At 43.2% G+C, this 18,392-nt stretch carries 14 protein-coding genes; 1 reads left to right on the plus strand and 13 read right to left on the minus strand.

What is annotated here, in order from left to right; genetic code table 11:
• Nucleotides 1–8 precede the first annotated feature (8 nt).
• The 10 genes from ftsY to yycF all read right to left on the minus strand — a co-directional run bounded on the left by ftsY (nt 9) and on the right by yycF (nt 11,593).
• Nucleotides 9–1,667, minus strand: coding sequence for a signal recognition particle-docking protein FtsY (ftsY, locus tag HMPREF1195_RS04560; RefSeq protein ID WP_023918712.1), 1,659 nt, complete (start codon nt 1,665–1,667; stop codon nt 9–11).
• Nucleotides 1,668–2,489 carry a Cof-type HAD-IIB family hydrolase gene (locus HMPREF1195_RS04565; protein WP_023918714.1) on the minus strand — a complete coding sequence of 274 codons (822 nt, stop codon included), beginning with the start codon at nt 2,487–2,489 and terminating at the stop codon, nt 1,668–1,670.
• Nucleotides 2,486–3,292 (minus strand): Cof-type HAD-IIB family hydrolase, encoded by an 807-nt coding sequence (locus tag HMPREF1195_RS04570; RefSeq protein ID WP_023918716.1) that lies wholly within the window; start codon nt 3,290–3,292, stop codon nt 2,486–2,488. Before HMPREF1195_RS04570 ends, HMPREF1195_RS04565 begins: the two co-directional genes overlap by 4 nt.
• A complete protein-coding gene (smc, locus tag HMPREF1195_RS04575) occupies nt 3,282–6,818 on the minus strand; it encodes a chromosome segregation protein SMC (protein WP_023918717.1) in 3,537 nt (1,178 codons plus the stop codon). The genes HMPREF1195_RS04570 and smc overlap by 11 nt, the downstream gene beginning before the upstream one ends.
• Complete coding sequence (gene rnc / locus HMPREF1195_RS04580; protein ID WP_023918719.1) at nt 6,809–7,510, minus strand: ribonuclease III; 702 nt, start codon at nt 7,508–7,510, stop codon at nt 6,809–6,811. The genes smc and rnc overlap by 10 nt, the downstream gene beginning before the upstream one ends.
• 99 nt (nt 7,511–7,609) lie before the next feature.
• A complete protein-coding gene (locus HMPREF1195_RS04585) occupies nt 7,610–7,996 on the minus strand; it encodes a YbaN family protein (protein WP_023918721.1) in 387 nt (128 codons plus the stop codon).
• 33 nt (nt 7,997–8,029) lie between these two features.
• Nucleotides 8,030–8,581, minus strand: a complete 552-nt coding sequence (locus tag HMPREF1195_RS04590) for a hypothetical protein (protein ID WP_023918723.1) — start codon at nt 8,579–8,581, stop codon at nt 8,030–8,032.
• Nucleotides 8,582–8,729: 148 nt separating this feature from the next.
• The gene (locus HMPREF1195_RS04595) at nt 8,730–9,539 is read right to left on the minus strand and encodes an MBL fold metallo-hydrolase (RefSeq protein ID WP_023918725.1); all 810 of its coding nucleotides are present in this window, start codon (nt 9,537–9,539) and stop codon (nt 8,730–8,732) included.
• A gap of 7 nt (nt 9,540–9,546) precedes the next feature.
• Entirely contained in the window at nt 9,547–10,899 is a 1,353-nt protein-coding gene (vicK, locus tag HMPREF1195_RS04600) for a cell wall metabolism sensor histidine kinase VicK (protein ID WP_023918726.1), read from the minus strand.
• Nucleotides 10,892–11,593: a response regulator YycF gene (gene yycF, locus HMPREF1195_RS04605; RefSeq protein WP_003008151.1), complete on the minus strand. Its 702-nt coding sequence runs from the start codon at nt 11,591–11,593 to the stop codon at nt 10,892–10,894. Before yycF ends, vicK begins: the two co-directional genes overlap by 8 nt.
• Before the next feature lie 884 nt (nt 11,594–12,477).
• Between yycF and HMPREF1195_RS04610 the strand changes: the two genes are divergently transcribed.
• The gene (locus HMPREF1195_RS04610) at nt 12,478–13,527 is read left to right on the plus strand and encodes a DUF389 domain-containing protein (protein WP_023918728.1); all 1,050 of its coding nucleotides are present in this window, start codon (nt 12,478–12,480) and stop codon (nt 13,525–13,527) included.
• Nucleotides 13,528–13,738: 211 nt separating this feature from the next.
• Here the strand turns inward: HMPREF1195_RS04610 and thrS are convergent, their stop codons facing one another.
• From thrS to HMPREF1195_RS04625, 3 genes are all read right to left on the minus strand, one after another.
• Nucleotides 13,739–15,682 carry a threonine--tRNA ligase gene (gene thrS, locus HMPREF1195_RS04615; RefSeq protein WP_023918730.1) on the minus strand — a complete coding sequence of 648 codons (1,944 nt, stop codon included), beginning with the start codon at nt 15,680–15,682 and terminating at the stop codon, nt 13,739–13,741.
• A gap of 353 nt (nt 15,683–16,035) precedes the next feature.
• Nucleotides 16,036–17,358: a glycosyltransferase family 4 protein gene (locus HMPREF1195_RS04620; RefSeq protein WP_023918732.1), complete on the minus strand. Its 1,323-nt coding sequence runs from the start codon at nt 17,356–17,358 to the stop codon at nt 16,036–16,038.
• Between the two features lies 1 nt (nt 17,359).
• Nucleotides 17,360–18,358 carry an LTA glycolipid anchor biosynthesis glycosyltransferase, IagA/BgsA family gene (locus tag HMPREF1195_RS04625; RefSeq protein ID WP_037599374.1) on the minus strand — a complete coding sequence of 333 codons (999 nt, stop codon included), beginning with the start codon at nt 18,356–18,358 and terminating at the stop codon, nt 17,360–17,362.
• Nucleotides 18,359–18,392 lie beyond the last annotated feature (34 nt).

Consider the following 18,392-nt stretch of genomic DNA (forward strand, 5'->3'; position numbering starts at 1 on the left):
TTTGACTCTTAAATCAAGCCTTCCAAGAGGCCTCTCATGAAGTTTTCTGAGTGGAATGGTCCGATGTCATCAATCTTTTCTCCGAATCCAATCAACTTCACTGGGATATCCAACTCTTCTCGAATCGCAAGGACGACCCCACCTCGAGCCGTTCCATCGATCTTGGTCAATACAATTCCTGTCACAGGTGTAATTTTTGAAAATTCTTTAGCTTGCACCAAGGCATTTTGACCAGTTGATGCATCGAGGGCCAGCAAGGTTTCATGCGGTGCATCAGGTACCACACGCTTGATAATGCGGCCGATTTTTTCAAGCTCCGCCATGAGGTTGTCCTTGTTTTGCAGACGACCCGCCGTATCAATCATCAGAACATCGATGTTTTCAGCGATCGCACGTTCCATTCCATCAAAGACGACGCTAGCAGGATCTGATTTTTCAGGACCTGTTACAACTGGAACATCTACGCGGCGTCCCCATTCTGCCAGTTGAGCTACTGCTCCTGCACGGAAAGTATCTGCTGCAACCAACATGACTTTCTTGCCTTCTTGTTTGTAGCGGTGGGCTAACTTCCCGATAGAGGTTGTTTTACCAACTCCATTGACCCCAACAAAGAGCATGACCGTAAGACCGTCTTGAAAACGAATGGCTTCATTAAATTGGCCATCCTTTTCATACAAGTCCACCAATTTTTCGATGATCACGCGCTTGAGAGCATCTGGTTTTTTGGCATTTTCCAAACGGGCTTCATAGCGCAACTCTTCGGTTAAATTAGAGGCCACTTGAACTCCAACATCACTCATAATCAAGAGTTCTTCCAATTCTTCAAAGAATTCTTCATCGACTGAACGGAAATTGGCAAAGAAGGCATTGAGGCGTGCTCCAAATCCAGTCCTTGTCTTTTTCAAGCTACGATCGTATTTTTCCTGAATGGTTTCTTGCTGAGGCTTAACCTCGTCTGGAATTGGCTCTTCTGCCTCTTCAACAGTCCTTTCCTCAACGGCTGATGCAGCTTCTCCTTCCGGAAGTCTGGACTCAGCTTCTGCTACTTCTGAAGTTTCCTCCACTTGAGCGATCGCTTCTGATACTTCAGGTTCTGGGACCTCATCCTGAGCTTCTACTAGTTCTGGAGACTCCTCTTCTGTCGTGCTCTCTTCTACTGGCTCAGCGTCAGATGATGGAGAGGCAATTGGTGACTCTTCTTCCATTTCTGAACCGTTAGCCCCATCTGCTTCCTCACCATCTTCATTAACTTCCGCTTCAATTTTCACTTCTTCAAGAGACTCAGTCTCCGTGTCATCAGCTAGTGGTGAAACTTCTTCAGGAATTGCTTCTGTTTGAGCAGGTTCAAAGGCAACTGGAGACTCCTCTACCGGTTCTTGAACTTCAGGAGTCTCTGAAGTTCCTATTTCTTCAACAAGAGGTTCCTCTGCCGGCTCTTCTTGAGCAACGGTTGAAACAGGTTGATGAGTGGCTGCAATTCGCGCTTTAAGCTCTTGGTAATAAGCCTCCATATCTGCGATTTTTTGCTCTTCCTTGTCATTTAAGGTAGCCGCCGGCTCCTCTTTGACAGTTTCTTCAACCTCAGTACTTTCCGTCACTTCTTCCGAAGACGGAAGCACTTTTTCAGTTTCTTCTTTTTTTCCAAATAAACGATCAAATAATCCCATTTATTCACTCTCCTTTAGCACATAATTTTCAATCGCCCATGCGACGGCATCCTGGTCATTGGTCACAGGAGCCACAAGCGCTGCAACTTCCTTCACTGCTGGAATCGCATTGCCCATGGCAACCCCCAGTCCAGCCCATTGGATCATAGACAGGTCATTGGCTTCATCTCCACAGGCCATGACTTGATCTGCCTCAAGACCCAAAATAGTTGCCAGTGCCTCTAAACCTGTCGCCTTGTGAACATTTTTAGGACACCATTCCAGCAACATCTCCCGAGATTTAAAAATTTCATAGTCTTGAAATAACTCCGGCTTGATCTGTTTTATCGCTGCATCTAAAAAGTCTTGATCGACGGCTGTCACACACTTGTTGTAGGAAATCGTGGATGGCAGGTCTTTAAAATCTGTCTCAATAAAGTTTAGGTAGGGATTGTAAAGGGAATAGAGAGACTTTCGCTCTGCATGAATCTCATAAACCGTTCCCTCACTGATAGCATCCAGCGGAAGGCCTAGACGGGCTGTTTCATCATGAATGGTTTCGACATCTTCAGGTGCCAAGACAACTTTTGAGAGGATTTCTCCATTATTTCGCTGCACTAGACCACCGTTGAAGGTAATCGTATACTCTTCTTTGAGGCCTGCTGTTCCCAATTCTTCCAAAAGAAAATCCATGGCTTTCAAGGGGCGACCAGTGGTTAGAACCACCTTGACACCTTGGGCCTGTGCAGCAGCGAGGGCTGCTCTATTGCGAGGGGAGATCTTTTTTTCAGAATTGAGAAGGGTCCCATCTAAATCCAGCGCAATCAAGGAAATCTGACTCATACAATTTCCTCCATGTAGCGTAGGGCAGAACCCGTCGTATGGTGGCCGATGACTTTTTCAGCAATCGCTAAGATTTCAGGACGTGCATTTTCTGGCGCTACAGGATGGCCCACGACTTGCATCATATGGAGGTCATTTAAGTTATCCCCGAAAGCCATCACCTGATCCATCGAGATCCCTAGTTTATCCGCTAAGGCGGTAATGGCCACTCCCTTATCGACATAATCGAGGACAATATCAATTGATTCAAAACCTGTCGTCATCGCTTTGACACCGGGGATATTCTCAGTGACCCATTGCTCACCTTCAAGCACAAGAGCTGCATCAAAGTTGGTGGTCAATTTGAAAATTTCATCCTGAATATCCGCTAGGCTTTTCACTTTTTGAATGTTTTCATTGTAGTGCTGACTCAAGGCCAGATAGTCGGGATCTACTGTTTCTAAGACATAGCTCCCTTTTTTCCCCGTCAAAAGCAATTTATTGGGGTCTGCATAAGGGGAGGATTTCAAGGCCTCAAAAACACCCAAATAAAAGTCTTTGGACATGGTTGCTTCATAAAGATCTTCTCCATGAAATTCTACCACACTACCATTTTCAGCAATGAAAATCATCTGGTCCTCAAATCCTTTAAAGAGGGATTTGAGAGAAAGAAGGGCACGGCCACTTGCAGCAGCAAAATAGATGCCTTTTTCTTTGCAACTTGCTAATACCTTGCGTAAAAGGTCTTGATCGTACTGATGTTGGTCATTTAGAAAGGTTCCATCCATATCCGTAGCGATCAATTTAATATCATTATTCTTCATTTTCTAAGTCTTTCAATTTTACTGAGACGATTTTAGAAACCCCAGATTCCTGCATGGTCACACCATAGATGGAATCTGCAGCTGACATGGTTCCCTTCCGGTGCGTCACGACAATAAATTGGCTTTCCTTATCAAAGCGGTTCAGATAATCCCCAAAGCGCTTAACATTAGCCTCATCTAGGGCAGCCTCTACCTCATCCAGAATGACAAATGGAATGGTCTTGACACGAATAATCGAGAACAAGAGGGCCAAGGCAGACAAGGCCTTTTCTCCACCACTCATGAGGTTTAAGGATTGGATCTTTTTACCAGGTGGCTGCACAGAAATCTCAACACCAGCTGTCAGAAGATCTGGCTCTGTCAGAATCAAATCAGCAGCCCCCCCACCAAACATTTGACGGAAAGTGACTTTAAAGGATTCACGAATGGCTTCAAAAGTTGATTTAAAGCGTTCCTTGACTTCATCATTCATGTCGTTGATGGTAGACAAAAGCATGTTTTTCGCAGCCAAGACATCCTCACGCTGGCTGGAAAGGAAATCAAAGCGCCCCTTCACCTCATCGTACTGCTCGATCGCATCCACATTGACTGGACCAAGTGCCTTAATATCTTTTTCGATGCTCTTGAGCTGGTTTTCAGCTGCTGCAAGATTTTCAACAGGTTTGGCCTGTTCTTTGGCTTGGTCAAAGCTTTGCATGAATTCATCGGTAATTTGCGTTAAGAGCTTGTTCAAACGATCTGCATGCTTTTCACGTGTCGCTTCAGCCTTGGCTTGTTGACGAATCCACTCTTCGTTTTTCTTGCGAGCTTGTTCCATCTGTTCTGCCACATCTTCGGCCTGGCCTTCCAAATCATCCAGCTCAAAGCGTTTCCGAATAACCCCTTGTTCCAAATCCGTTTTCTTGGCTTGGGCCTGTGTCAATTGATTAGCTAGTTGCTCCACATCGACTGTCTGAACTTGGGCCTCGCCTTGTTCAATCAGCAATTGCAACTGATGCTCTTCTACTTCCAACTGGGAGATCGTTTCTTCCAAGCGACGAGCATCTGTTTGCTCATAGCTTTGTTGGCTCTTATATTCGGTCTGTTGAAGTCGCAATTCTGCCAATTGCTCTTGCAAGTTTTGTACTTTTTGTTGCAGAACATCTTTGTCCGACTTCATGGTTTCAATATCGCGGTTCAATTTTTCTTTTTGAAGCTCAATTTCTGCCAATTGCTTGGTAAGGGACTCCAGCTCTTCTTGGAGAGACTGGGTCGCATCTGTTGCCAATTCTGACTTCAAAGCTTCTAAGAGTTCCTGAATTTCTTTCAGTTGCTCTTGGCTTTGTTGGTAGGCCAATTGGGCCCGCTGTTGTTCCAGACGAGCTTGCTCACCCTGGCTTTGAATAGAAGCCAGGTATTCTTGCGCCTGCTTGAGCAGATTGTCCTTGGTCTCTACCTCCTGCTCTGCTTCTCTCAAACGAGCATCCAGAGCTTGCATTTCCTGCTTCAAACTATCTAATTCTGGTTTGACAAAGACTGTATTTTGGGAACGATTGGCACCACCAGCGTACGATCCTCCGGTCCGCAATTCGGTCCCATCCAAGGTCACCATTCGGACTTGATAATTGACTGTACGAGCTGCCTCACGCGCATGCTCCGTCGTGTCAAAGATGGCCGTTACTCCAAGCAAGTTTTGGAAAATCTGTTCAAAACGATGCTCATAGGTCACTAAGTCACTCGCGATTCCTAGAAATCCTGCACTTGCTTGAATCAATTCCAGATTCCGAGGGGATAGTTGACGGGCTTTGATCGTCGTTAGCGGAAGGAAAGTTGCCCGTCCCAAGCGATTGCGTTTCAAGAAATCAATCGCTCGCGTTGCAGCCTTTTCATCCTCGACAATGATCTGTTGGCTGCTAGCCCCCAGAGCAATTTCAAGCGCTGTTTGATAGTCTTTTGAAAAACTCAAATTCTCACTAACAGCCCCGCAGATGCCTCCTAGACGGTCTGCTTCTTGTAAGACGCTCTTGACGCCTGCATAGAAGTTACTATGGTTCTTCTGAATGGCTTCCAAACTATTGATCCGCGCCCGTTTGTTTTTGCTCTCATCCATCAAGTCAAACATAGCCGTTTGAGCCTCTTGGTAGGCAGCTTTGGCCTGCTCCACTTTTACCAATTGATTTTGGTATTCTGCTAATAGGTCTTTGACCGTCGCTTGTGCCTGATCCAACTCTTCCAATTGGCGAACTTCTTTTTCCTTGGCAGCTTCAAAATTGGATTGCGCCTTGATCAAGTCCTCTTGACGATGGCTAGATTCTTGCAGGAGTGCTTGGATCCGGCTCTCAATAGCTGTCCGCTCATTAGATTTTTCAGCTTCTGTCTGTAAGAGCTCCACATACTGCTCACGTAGATGCTCAATGACTTGTTCCGGATCTTCTTCATAGTTGGCTAATTCTTTTTCCAGCTTTTCTTGTTGCTGACGGTTCTCTATCAGTCTTTGTTGAAGAGTTGCTAGCGTCTCTTGTTTTTGAGACAGCTCTTTTTTCGCTTCTTCCAGACGGGCCAAAACAGCATCCAGTCGCTCTAGATTTTCCTTGCGACTATGGGCTGCTTGACTCGATTGCAACTTAGCGACTTCAATTTGCTTTTCCAAATCACTGATCAAACGAGTAACCTCTAGCAAGCTCGCCTGATCCTCAGCTAAGCTTTCATCCAACTGATGGCGGGCTTTCTTAATGCGCAAGTTATCCTCTTCCAAGACCTGACGACGTTGGTAATAAGAGGCCAACTGTTCTTGAATGGCTTTTTCTTCTTGATCAGCCTTTTCATAAAGGTCCTTTGTCAGATCGACTTGAGCGACCAAAACGTCCAGTAAGAGAACCTGGCGTTCTTGGTCTAATTCCAAGAAACGACGAGCAACCGTCGCTTGCTTTTCAAGAGGCTGGATCTGTCCTTCTAATTCATAGAGGATGTCCTCTAGACGGTCCAAATTCTCCTGGGTTTGGTTGAGTTTGGTCTCCGTTTCCTTGCGCCGCGTCTTAAATTTCAAGACACCAGCAGCTTCCTCAAAGATAGCCCGGCGTTCTTCCGGTTTGGAGTTAAAGATTTCCTCTACACGACCTTGGGAGATAATCGAGAAAGAATCCCGTCCCAATCCCGTATCCATGAACAAATCATGCACATCTCTGAGACGTACTTTCTTACCATCGATCTTGTACTCGCTGTCTCCCGAGCGATAAATATGGCGTTCGACCCGAATTTCTTTACCTGCCTGCTGGATAAAAGCATCCTGGTTATCTAAGACAACTGTGACACAAGCATAATTCAGCGGTTTACGCGATTCTGTCCCTGCAAAAATGACATCGGGCATCTTGCCTCCACGTAGACTCTTGACACTGGATTCCCCTAAGGCCCAGCGCAAGCTCTCTGTGATATTTGATTTTCCAGATCCATTAGGCCCTACAACGGCAGTAACCCCTTTGTCAAATACGACCTTAGTCTTATCCGCAAAGGATTTGAAGCCTTGGATTTCAATCTCTTTTAGATACATGGCCCATCATTCCTCGTTTCAACTGCATTGCGGGCTGCTTCTTGTTCCGCTAATTTCTTGGAGCGACCATGACCGTGCCCTAGGGTTTTACCGTTCACGAACACTTCCACTTCAAACTCCTTTGCATGAGCGGGACCAGACTCATTTACCACTTGGTACTGAATTTCCACATCCCCGTGAACCTGCAACAGTTCTTGCAAACGGGTCTTGTAGTCAATAACTTGGGAAAATTGACCCGTTTCCACTTTGGGAATCATGACCTGATAGACAAAGCGCTTGACTGCTTCCACTCCTTGATCCAGTAAAAGAGCACCTAAAAAGGCTTCAAATAAATCGCCAAGAATCGTATCGCGGTCTCGACCACCAGATTTTTCTTCGCCTTTGCCTAGTTTGATATAACGGTCAAATTGGCAATCCCGAGAAAAACCAGCCAAACTTTCTTCACGGACAATCATGGAACGGAATTTAGACAAATCTCCCTCAGGTCTGTTTGGGTGTTCCTTATACAAATATTCGGAAATAACTAATTGAAGAACAGCGTCTCCTAAAAATTCCAAACGTTCGTTATGTGAAATTTTTAAGAGGCGGTGCTCATTGGCATAAGACGTGTGTGTAAAAGCTGTATCTAATAAACTGCTATCTGAAAAAACGATCTGAAACCGTTCCGATAACAGGGCTTGTAATTTCTCCATAGGAAGCCTACTTTCTAATAAATTCATACCTTTAAGTATACCAAAAAAGAAGCACGAACGCACTTCTTTTCCTAGTTCTAGGGCCTGAATTCTCCAATTTTAATCAGGATTTTCCTCTGTTGGATTTTCAGGCTTATTAGGGATCACTTTTAAGAGATAATAGGTGATAAAAATCGTCAAAGCACCTAGAGCAAGCTTCACCCAAATAATCGGGGCCAGATAGATGGAAATGCCCATCAGAATGTAGATCTGAAGAAGGATCCATTTCTTCCGTTCTTTGGCAATCGATTTGGTCTCTCGGTAATCCGCTACATAGGTTTGATAAAGCTTGGTTTGGTAAAGCCAAGTTTCAAAGCGTTTGGAACTTTTAGCAAAGCAAGCCATGGACAGCAATAAAAAGGGGGTTGTCGGTAAAATTGGCAATGGAATCCCAATAATTCCTAGTCCCAATGATATAAAACCAATCGTAAGATAAACAAGGCGCATTTACTTCTCCTTTGTATGTTTCTTGTTTCATAATCACTCTACAGTGTTCACATCTGACATTAGAAGCTTCATCTTAGATGGATCTGACATTCCATCCACAATATTCTGTTGTTCCTCATTTAATGGCAATAATATTATAGTTGCTGTATGAGAAGGTAATTCCCCACTATCCTTGATAAAATAGCTAACCTTTTGATTCTCAAAAATAGCCTTTCCATCATAAGACCAGGTAATTGAAAAGTTCAAATCTTTCTTGATATCTACATCTGTCTTATTGACCAGCATGAGTGCCGCCCTGCCATCTGAAACAGCCCCGGTAAAATAGATCGCCATATTCCCCTCGCTACCAACTTCAGGATGTTCTTTAACCAATTTCTTCCCTAACTCAATAAGATCAGACGTCTTTCCTTCATTTTGAGGGGCCACCACAAATTTCAAACCTTTTTCTTCTTTATCTTTAGAAGACTCTGATACTTTTGTTTCCTTCGTCGTTTGATTGGAAGTCGACTCTTTCGTAGCTTGCTTAGACTGACTACAAGCAGTTAAAGCAACCAAACCAGCCAGTAATAACACCATTTTTTTCATTTATTATCTCTCCTCTACTTTCGTGATTCTCACTCAGAATTCGTTCTTTCCTATCATACACGAATTTTGGGTAAAGAGCAAATTCATTACTAGATATAGATTTCCTCAAATAGGCAGATAAAAAACCACCCGAAAGTGGTTTTCTATCTTATATCTTCGTCAAAGGGGTCGCGGTATCTGGCGAGGTATCTAACACCTCAAAATCATGGCCAACAGCTAGATCTGCTCGAGCCAGTTGATTCTCCATGGTCATATGGGCCAATTCTTTGATATTGTTCTCTTTTGACAAATGACCCAGATAAATCTTCTTGGTGCGATTTCCCAAGGTCCGGATCATGGCATCCGCCCCGTCTTCGTTAGAAAGGTGGCCTAGATCTGACAAGATCCGCTGCTTCAAGCGCCAAGCGTAAGAACCTGCTCGAAGGATCTCTACATCATGGTTGGACTCAATCAGATAGCCATCTGCATCCGCGACGATGCCTGCCAAGCGATCGCTCACATAGCCTGTATCCGTCAGCATGACGAAGCTTTTGCCATCCTTCATAAAGCGATAGAATTGAGGGGCAGCAGCATCGTGACTGACCCCAAAACTTTCGATATCGATATCGCCAAATGTCTTGGTCTTCCCCATTTCAAAAATGTGCTTTTGAGCATCATCGACCTTGCCTAGATACTTGGTGCCTTCCATAGCCTTCCAAGTTGCTTCATTAGCATATAGATCCATGCCATATTTTCGCGCTAAAACACCCACACCATGGATATGGTCTGAGTGTTCGTGCGTAATCAAAATGGCATCTAAGTCTTCTGGTTTACGATCAATTTCAGCCAATAGTCCCGTAATCTTTTTCCCTGATAGCCCTGCATCAATAAGCAGTTTTTTCTTTGGCGTCTCAAGGTAGAAAGAATTCCCACTAGAACCTGAAGCTAAAATACTATACTTAAATCCCTCTTCTGTCATTGACTCCTTATTCTTCCTCTTCTGTATCCCAGTCGTCTTTAATAGCGTCTTTGTCGTACGGCAAGACAATGGTAAAGGTAGATCCCTTGCCATATTCACTCTTGGCCCAAATAAAGCCTTTGTGTTGCTTCACGATCTCCTTAGCAATGGCTAAGCCCAGACCAGTCCCTCCTTGGGCCCGGCTACGTGCCTTATCCACTCGGTAAAAGCGATCAAAAATGCGAGGCAAGTCTTTCTTGGGAATTCCCAAGCCCTCATCTGAGATGGAGATAATCAACTGGGCATCTGTCGTTTTCATCCCTACCTTGATCTTTCCACCATCAGGTGAGTACTTGATGGCATTGTTCAAGATATTGTCGATCACCTGGGTCATTTTATCCGTATCAATTTCAACCCAGATCGGGGTGATCGGGTATTCCCGGATCAGTTCATACTTCTTAGTATCTTCTTGCGATTGACTCTTGATCTTATCAAACCGGTTCAAAATAAAGGTGATAAAGGCCGTAAAGTTGGTCAACTCGATGTCCAACTGACTGGTTTCATTATCGATTCGTGACAAGCTCAATAGATCTGTGACCATGCGCATCATGCGGTTGGTTTCATTGAGTGAAACTTTGACAAAATCTGGTGCTACCGGCTCTGACAAAGCGCCATCGTCTAGGGCTTCCAGATAGGATTTCACACTGGTCAAAGGTGTCCGTAATTCATGACTCACATTGGAGACAAAGAGGCGACGTTCCCGCTCTTCCTTGTCCTGCTCTGTCGTATCGTGCAAGACAGCTACCAGACCAGAGATAAAACCTGACTCGCGACGAATCAAGGCAAAGCGCACACGAAGACTTAAGTATTCCCCATTTTCATCCTGGGAATCGATGGTCAACTCTGGTACTTCTGTAATCAAGCTGCGCAGATCATACTCGTCTCCAATCGAAAGCAAATCCAGAATACTGGTATTAAGCACCTCATCTGGATTGACATTCAATTGCTTGGCGGCCATTTCATTGACCATGATGATCTGACCACGTCTATTGGTCGCAAGCACCCCATCTGTCATGTAAGAAAGGATACTGGTCAAACGCTTGGTTTCTTGTTCCAAGTTTTCATGCGTCAGGCGAATAACCTCAGACAGATCATTGATACTATTGGTCATATCTGTCAATTCTGGACTCCCTTGCATGTCGACCACTTCAGAATAGTCCCCTGCAATCAGATCCTTAATTTTGGCGTTTAATTGTCTGAGCTTAATATTGTCCCTACGGTTTTCTAACAAAAGCAAGGCTACCACAATGATAAACCCAACCGTAATCAGAACAAAGACAAAGTTCGACGACATTACAAATTGTTTTAGTTGATCAATCATTGTTTCTCATATAATATCCAACACCACGGCGGGTCAAGATATATTCTGGACGTCCCGGTGTGTCCTCGATTTTTTCACGCAAACGACGAACCGTCACGTCTACTGTCCGAACATCACCAAAGTAATCATAGCCCCACACCGTCTCAAGAAGGTGCTCACGGGTCATCACTTGACCGACATGGGTCGCAAGGTGATAGAGCAATTCAAATTCGCGATGGGTCAAGTCCAATTCTTTGTTGCCTTTTTGAACCAAGAAGGCATCTGGAAGAATGTGAAGATCACCAATGACAATTTCCGTATCGGCCTCATTTTCAAGCTGAGGATCAGCCGCAAACTCAGAACGACGCAACAAGGCTTTCACACGCGCTTGCAATTCCCGATTCGAGAAGGGTTTGGTTACATAGTCATCCGCCCCGATTTCAAGCCCGATAACCTTATCAAATTCCGTATCCTTAGCAGATAGGACAATGATCGGCACATTGCTAGTCTTACGAATCGTACGCGCCACTTCCAAACCATCAATCTCTGGCAACATCAAATCAAGAATAATAATATCCGGATTTTCAGCCGCAAAGACCTCTAAAGCTTCCCGACCATCAAAGGCTGTCAATACCTCATAGCCTTCTTTTGCCATGTTAAATTTGATAATATCTGAAATTGGTTTTTCATCATCAACTACTAATATTTTTTTCATCTTACATACCTGTTTCTAATGATACTTTTCCTTATCAATCTCCATCTTCTTATTATATCAAACTTATGAAGAAATGTGGAGCCTCAATTGCTGGACTTTCCAATAAGAAAGGTTAAAAAAGACCGAGAAGTTAAAATCTCCGTCTCAGAAAAAACGAATGATATGTAGAAGATAAAATCACTTGAGTTATTCTAAAAATAGTTAATTTTCTACTTGCTAGAATGAATAAATCATTTATTAAAAACTTTCCGTCGTGAGAAAAATGAGAGTGGGACAGAAATCGGTCATTCGTTAGAATTCGATTTCGTCGTCCCACCTCCGCACAGTTGAGTAGGGCTGTAAAAGCTGATGAAATCAGCGTAGTAGAGCCCACTCAACCACTGCGTATTGCTCGACAATCCAAAGATAATTGAGAGGCTAGGACTTTTGTCCCAGCCTCTCTAGGGAGTTTTGGAACTCCATAGAAGTTCGCTGACGTTCTTACTCACCTAAGGGAAGGGTTTTTAGATTGTTTTATCCTCAATCTTTTTATTTTTTCATTATTTCTCAACACGTGATTTGTTGGCGATATCAGCTAGGATTGCTGCTACAAACTCATCATCTTTAAACATTAAAACGGTATCTACTTTCAGAGGAGATATCGTTTTTCTTCTTCAGATAAGGAGACAAAAATTTCTTCCTTTCTCTATCTTTTAAATGAATTGATTTCTTCAGAGAAAGACTGTAAACTTTTTGATATAATATCAAGGATGGACTGATGGATATTTAAAAAATTATGTTCAAAAGAATGACAGGTGAGAATTAAAAATATGTAAGATTGGACAGAAGTCTCTCTACCATCATCCATGCAGAAACAAGATTATATGAAATAAAAGGAGTAACCAATGTCCGGAAACTATTCAACACGTGAATTCCGCGAGAAACTATATGATGACCTTCATGTTCGATTAAGAGATACAGTGATTTTGATGTGTTCGATTTTTATTGCCTCTATAGGTCTAAATATGAATTCAACAGCTGTCATTATTGGAGCCATGCTGATTTCCCCTCTTATGACACCGATTATTGGACTGGGGTTTGGTTTAGCTATTTTTGATACGCGTTTAATCAAGCAATCTCTAGGGGTTTTATTTACTCAAGTATTGGTCAGTTTGCTTGTCTCGACTCTATATTTCTGGATTTCTCCCTTATCTTATGCAAGTAGCGAATTGATTGCACGAACCTCTCCAACCATTTGGGATGTTCTCATTGCTATTGCGGGTGGGATAGCAGGTGTCATTGGTTCAAGAAAAAAAGAAGCAAACAATATCGTGCCAGGAGTAGCTATTGCAACAGCTCTGATGCCACCTATCTGCACTGCAGGCTATGGTTTAGCTAATGGAAATGTACGATTTTTATTTGGGGCTCTCTATCTTTTCTTGATCAACTGTGTCTTTATCATGCTAATCAATATTGTTGGAACAAGAATTTTGATGAGACAATCTCCCTTAAGTTCATTTAAAGAGCTAAACATGAAAATGAGAATTGGGTTGATCTCCTTGATTGTATTATTGGTTCTTCCAGCCAGCTATTCAGCAGTCACTCTGACGATGGATCAAGCACGAAAAGAAGGGATCAAACAGTTTGTAGGAAAAGAGTTTGCCAATCATACGATCATTAATCAAGTCTACAAGTCAAGTAGCAATGAATTGGTCTTGACAGTTGTTGGAGATCCGATTTCAGAAGAAGAATTAGAAACCATTCGCCAAAAACAAGACTCTTACGGTATTCAATCTGTTCAATTGAAAGTCAATCAAGTCCATAATTCGACAAAATTAGATAGTGAGACGACCAAGGAATTTTACGAAAACATTGACAAGTATATCGATCAAAAACTCTCTGAAAAAGATTCACAAAACGATCTCGTAAAAGAAAATGAAGCAGACAAGGATTGAGGATAGTCAACTTATCTAACTCATGGAAGCAAATCTTGGGAGGATATCCTATATCCAAAAGTTAATGGATAGAAAGGATTGTTGATGAGGATACTATTTGTGGTGGTTTGACAGATCACTACTAGCTCAGCTTAATCAAAATGTAAAAAAGCAACAACTATTTCAGTTGTTGCTTTTTAGGTGGCTGAGATTTTGTTCTAGGTTAAATGGTTTATTTCTCAACACGGGATTTATTTGCAATATCTGCAAGAATCAATTCTACAAATGCATCCACTGACATGGTTTCTGTTTCTTTTTGACCATAACGACGTACGTTTACAGCCTGGTCTTCCATTTCCTTGTCCCCAACGATCAATTGATAAGGAATTTTTTGAGTTTGTGAAGCACGGATCTTGAACTGCATTTTTTCATTGCGTTCATCCACATCTGCACGAACACCACGGTCACGAAGTTTCTTAGCCACTTCCCAAGCATAGTCCACGTGTTTTTCGTTCGATACTGGGATAAGGGTTACTTGGTGAGGAGCAAGCCAGGTTGGGAAAGCTCCCTTGTAGTTTTCAATCAAGATCGCAGTAAAGCGTTCCATCGTTGAGATAACCCCACGGTGGATCATGACTGGACGGTGTTCTTCTCCATCTGCTCCAATGTAATGAAGATCAAAGCGTTCTGGAAGCAAGAAGTCCAATTGGATGGTAGAAAGGGTTTCTTCTTTACCAAGAGCTGTTTTCACTTGGATATCCAATTTTGGTCCGTAGAAGGCAGCTTCCCCTTCTGCTTCATAATACTCAACACCCATATCATCAACAGCGGCTTTCAACATGCGTTGAGCATTTTCCCACATCTCGTCGTTGTCAAAGTATTTGTGTTTATCTTCAGGATCACGGTAAGACAAGCGGAAACGATAATCCGTCAAGTTAAAGTCTTCATACACATCGATGATCAATTGAAGGATCTTTTTGAATTCTTCTTCGATTTGTTCTGGAGCCACAAAGGTATGACCATCATTCAGTGACATTTCACGGACACGTTGCAAACCAGTCAGAGCACCAGATTTTTCATAACGGTGCATCATCCCAATTTCAGCGATACGGATAGGCAATTCACGGTAAGAGTGCACATGGTGTTTGTAGACTTCAATGTGGTGAGGGCAGTTCATTGGACGAAGAACAAACTCTTCTCCATCACCCATATCCATTGGTGGGAACATGTCTTCACGGTAGTGATCCCAGTGACCTGAAGTTTTATACAGTTCTACAGAAGCAATTGGTGGAGTGTAGACGTGTTGGTAGCCTGCTGCTACTTCTTTATCAACGATGTAGCGTTCCAACTCACGACGGATGGTCGCACCATTTGGCAACCAGAATGGAAGACCTTGACCAACTTCTTGAGAAATCATGAACAAATCAAGCTCTTTCCCAAGTTTACGGTGGTCACGTTCTTTAGCTTCTTCACGCATTTGAAGGTAGTTCTTCAAGTCTTTCTTGTCAAACCATGCTGTACCATAGATCCGTTGCATCATGGCATTGTCGCTATTACCACGCCAGTAAGCACCAGCAACGTTAAGAAGGTGGAAGATTTGGATGCGACCAGTTGATGGGACGTGTGGGCCACGGCAAAGGTCAACGTATTCACCTTGACGGTAGATAGTTAACCCACCTTCGTCTTCTGAGTGTTCTTCGATCAATTCTAATTTGTATGGATCGTTTTTGAAGATTTCACGCGCTTGGTCTTTGGTCACTTCTTCACGAATAGATGGAAAGTTTTCTTTGACGATTTTCTTCATTTCTTCTTCGATACGAGGAAGGTCTTCGTTAGAGATTTGACCCGCTTGGTTGTCTGTATCGTAGTAGAAACCATCTTCAATCGCTGGACCGACACCCAAGTGGATATCTGGGAAGAGGCGACGAGCTGCTTGGGCAAACAAGTGTGCTGCTGAGTGACGCAAGATTGGAAGAGCATCTTCGTGATCAGGTGTCACGATTTCAATGCTTCCATCTTCGGTGATGGCACGAGTTGTGTCAATCAATTTGCCGTTGAATTTACCAGCAAGGGCTTTTTTAGCCAAAGAATTGCTGATAGATTGGGCAATTTCAAAAGTAGTAACGCCAGATTCGAATTCACGAACAGCGCCATCTGGGAAAGTAATCTTAATCATGATTTTCTCCTTATAAAGTTTTTAGTAGCTAAATGGGTGGAAGGTGTCTTTGAACATTGGAATCGTCACTCCTTTTGATGTCTTCATTAAGAAATCAAAAAAGCGACCTCCTCGAAAGGACGTCGCAACGTGGTTCCACCTTCATTTATGTTCCTCAAAAAAGAGGGACACCTCTGATTGGCTCTAACGTAGCCACCGTTTTATGTTTGCATAAAAAGAATACGAGTAGTCCCAAACCTATCCTCTACGCGATTTCCAGCTCCACGCGCTCTCTATTAGATTTCCTAGATTTGATATGTCTCTTTCAGTTATTATAGCACGATTGAAAAATTTTGCAAGAAAAAGTTTTATTTTCAATCAAAGAAATGCGTAATTTTACGGATTTTCTTCACCTGTTTGACAGACGCCTTCATTATCTTCACAGATCCATTAACCGGAAGAGCAATCACCTTGGTTGGGATTTTCACAATGGTCTTAGACATCCGCTTGACCCGACTTTGCTCTGGGTTCAAGTCATTTGAGAAGTCTTTAGAGATGATTTTATCCAGGTAAAATTCATAGACTCGACGGCCGAAGGTTGCTGCAGAAATATCATCGATCTTTTCTGCCCACTTGGTCTCGTCGATTGCAGGCATCTCGTCAATCGCTTCAAGAATCGCTTGGGCCAGATCGCTCTCCTCATAAAAGAGTTTCCCAAACATAGGGTCATCAATCACATGATCGAGATAAGGATTGCCATGAGCGATGATCGGGGTACCACTCGCAATACTCTCTAAAAAGGTCAAGCCTTGCGTCTCACTCGTTGAAGCTGAAATAAAGAAGTCAGCCGCCTTATAATAGAGAGCTGTTTCATTGGGTGGGATCATTCCTGTAAAGACAACCGCATCTGAAACGCCAAGTTTCGCCGCTTGTTTTTTCAGATCATCCAAATAAGGTCCATCCCCAGCCACAATCAACTTAACTTTAGAATTGGCTTGAAGGACATCAGGAAGAGCCGCAATAACAGCCTGAATATTTTTTTCATAAGAGACCCGCGACAAGCTCAATAAAAGCGTTTCATCTTCTGCGACTTCATATTTTTCACGAAGAGCCGCAGTCTCTGTCGGAGTAATTTCTGGCCGGTCAAACTTGGCCAAATCAATCCCTGTCGGAATAATGCGTTTTTCTGCCTTGACCTTGTACTTTTGGAGCAAGTCATAGACGATCTCGCTTGGGCAGATGACGCCGTCCAGATCATTCATATAACTTCTCACAATGTATTTGACCATACTTGGGCGAATGACCATGCCTCTCGCAATATAGCGGACATAGTCCTCATACTGGGTATGGTAGGTATGAATGACTGGAATCCGCAATTCGCGTCCAATCCAAACTCCCAAAAGGCCTAATGAAAACTCAGTCTGGGTATGGATAATATCCAACTGGTATTGCTTGGCAATGGCAAGTGCCTTTGAAAAACCACGATAAGCAACGCGGCGGTCCTTAAAGGCGAAGAAAGGCACACTTGGAATCCGAATAATTTGCCAATCTTCATAGCGGTTCACATCTTTATCCGTTGTCGTAAAGATAAAGACCGTGTGACCCAATTTTTCTAATTCTGTTTTGAGCGTCCGAATGCTGGTCGCCACTCCCGAAACTTGCGGGAAATAGGTATCTGTAAATAATCCTACACGCATCTTACATCTCCAAAACTGTTTGATAGGCTTCGACCAATTGATGAGCCACTAAGTCGATCGAACGACTCTCAGCGACCTTGTAGCCAGCCTCCCGCTTATCTACTTGTCCGTTCAAGACCTTGTTCAAGGAATCCACAAATTCATCCACATTGTGGCACAATTCAGATGAGCTTTCGTCGATCCAGCCATTGTATACGGGAATGTCCCGCAAGACCGTATGCTGATGACTAGCCAAGGCTTCTAAAACAACGATTCCTTCCGTTTCTTCATAAGATGGGAAGAAGAAAGCATCTGAACCCGTCATAGCTCCTTGGAAGACCGCTCCCTTGAAATAGCCAGGGAATTCCACATTACTAGGATGATCCTTTTCCACTATGCGACGAATCTTACGCGGAATGATCCATTTGTTAATCGATCCAAGCCAAATAAAGCGCACATCCGGCATGCGACGGGCCACTTCTACGAAATCTTCAATTCCTTTGCGTTTAAAATACAGCCCCGCACAGATAACAACTTTTTGGCCTTCTTGGATATTAAAATGCTTGCGAAAGACTTCTTCTTTTTTCGGATCCTTCTTGTATTTTTCCAAATCAATTCCATTGGAAACCGCGATAATCGGTGTAGTCACCCCATAAGACTGAATCAGGTGTTTGGAATACTCAGATGGCGTGATCACATAGTCTGCCTTTTGGTACATGTGAGCCAAATACTTTCCAAACAAGGGCGCAAAAAAGTTAGACCCGATAAAGGAATTTTCAAAATCCTCACGGGTTGAATGGCCATGCATGATGACTTTCTTTCCACGACGCTTTGCTGCATGGAGCAAAAGGAAACTCCGTGGGCCATAGGTATTGATATGCACCACATCATAATCTCCTAAAATATCTGTCGTATACGGAATCCCAGCCAAATCAAGCGCATGCATTTGGTGCTGCAAGGCTCGACCAATTCCTGATTTTTGTAATACGGATTTTCCTTCTAAATACAGTAAAACTTTCATACCTTCTATTATACCGAAATAAAGAGTGCCCAGC

The sequence above is a fragment of the Streptococcus parasanguinis CC87K genome (assembly GCF_000507765.1).
In the GTDB taxonomy this organism is placed as follows: Bacteria; Bacillota; Bacilli; order Lactobacillales; family Streptococcaceae; genus Streptococcus; species Streptococcus parasanguinis_J.

What these genes read in the sequence shown, in the direction of transcription:
- HMPREF1195_RS04585 (WP_023918721.1), bottom strand. Translation starts at nt 7,996, where the DNA reads ATGCGCCTTGTTTATCTTACGATTGGTTTTATATCATTGGGACTAGGA.
- vicK (WP_023918726.1), bottom strand. Translation starts at nt 10,899, where the DNA reads ATGATTGATCAACTAAAACAATTTGTAATGTCGTCGAACTTTGTCTTT.
- ftsY (WP_023918712.1), bottom strand. Translation starts at nt 1,667, where the DNA reads ATGGGATTATTTGATCGTTTATTTGGAAAAAAAGAAGAAACTGAAAAA.
- HMPREF1195_RS04590 (WP_023918723.1), bottom strand. Translation starts at nt 8,581, where the DNA reads ATGAAAAAAATGGTGTTATTACTGGCTGGTTTGGTTGCTTTAACTGCT.
- rnc (WP_023918719.1), bottom strand. Translation starts at nt 7,510, where the DNA reads ATGGAGAAATTACAAGCCCTGTTATCGGAACGGTTTCAGATCGTTTTT.
- HMPREF1195_RS04565 (WP_023918714.1), bottom strand. Translation starts at nt 2,489, where the DNA reads ATGAGTCAGATTTCCTTGATTGCGCTGGATTTAGATGGGACCCTTCTC.
- HMPREF1195_RS04625 (WP_037599374.1), bottom strand. Translation starts at nt 18,358, where the DNA reads ATGAAAGTTTTACTGTATTTAGAAGGAAAATCCGTATTACAAAAATCA.
- HMPREF1195_RS04610 (WP_023918728.1), top strand. Translation starts at nt 12,478, where the DNA reads ATGTCCGGAAACTATTCAACACGTGAATTCCGCGAGAAACTATATGAT.
- smc (WP_023918717.1), bottom strand. Translation starts at nt 6,818, where the DNA reads ATGTATCTAAAAGAGATTGAAATCCAAGGCTTCAAATCCTTTGCGGAT.
- yycF (WP_003008151.1), bottom strand. Translation starts at nt 11,593, where the DNA reads ATGAAAAAAATATTAGTAGTTGATGATGAAAAACCAATTTCAGATATT.
- HMPREF1195_RS04620 (WP_023918732.1), bottom strand. Translation starts at nt 17,358, where the DNA reads ATGCGTGTAGGATTATTTACAGATACCTATTTCCCGCAAGTTTCGGGA.
- HMPREF1195_RS04595 (WP_023918725.1), bottom strand. Translation starts at nt 9,539, where the DNA reads ATGACAGAAGAGGGATTTAAGTATAGTATTTTAGCTTCAGGTTCTAGT.
- HMPREF1195_RS04570 (WP_023918716.1), bottom strand. Translation starts at nt 3,292, where the DNA reads ATGAAGAATAATGATATTAAATTGATCGCTACGGATATGGATGGAACC.
- thrS (WP_023918730.1), bottom strand. Translation starts at nt 15,682, where the DNA reads ATGATTAAGATTACTTTCCCAGATGGCGCTGTTCGTGAATTCGAATCT.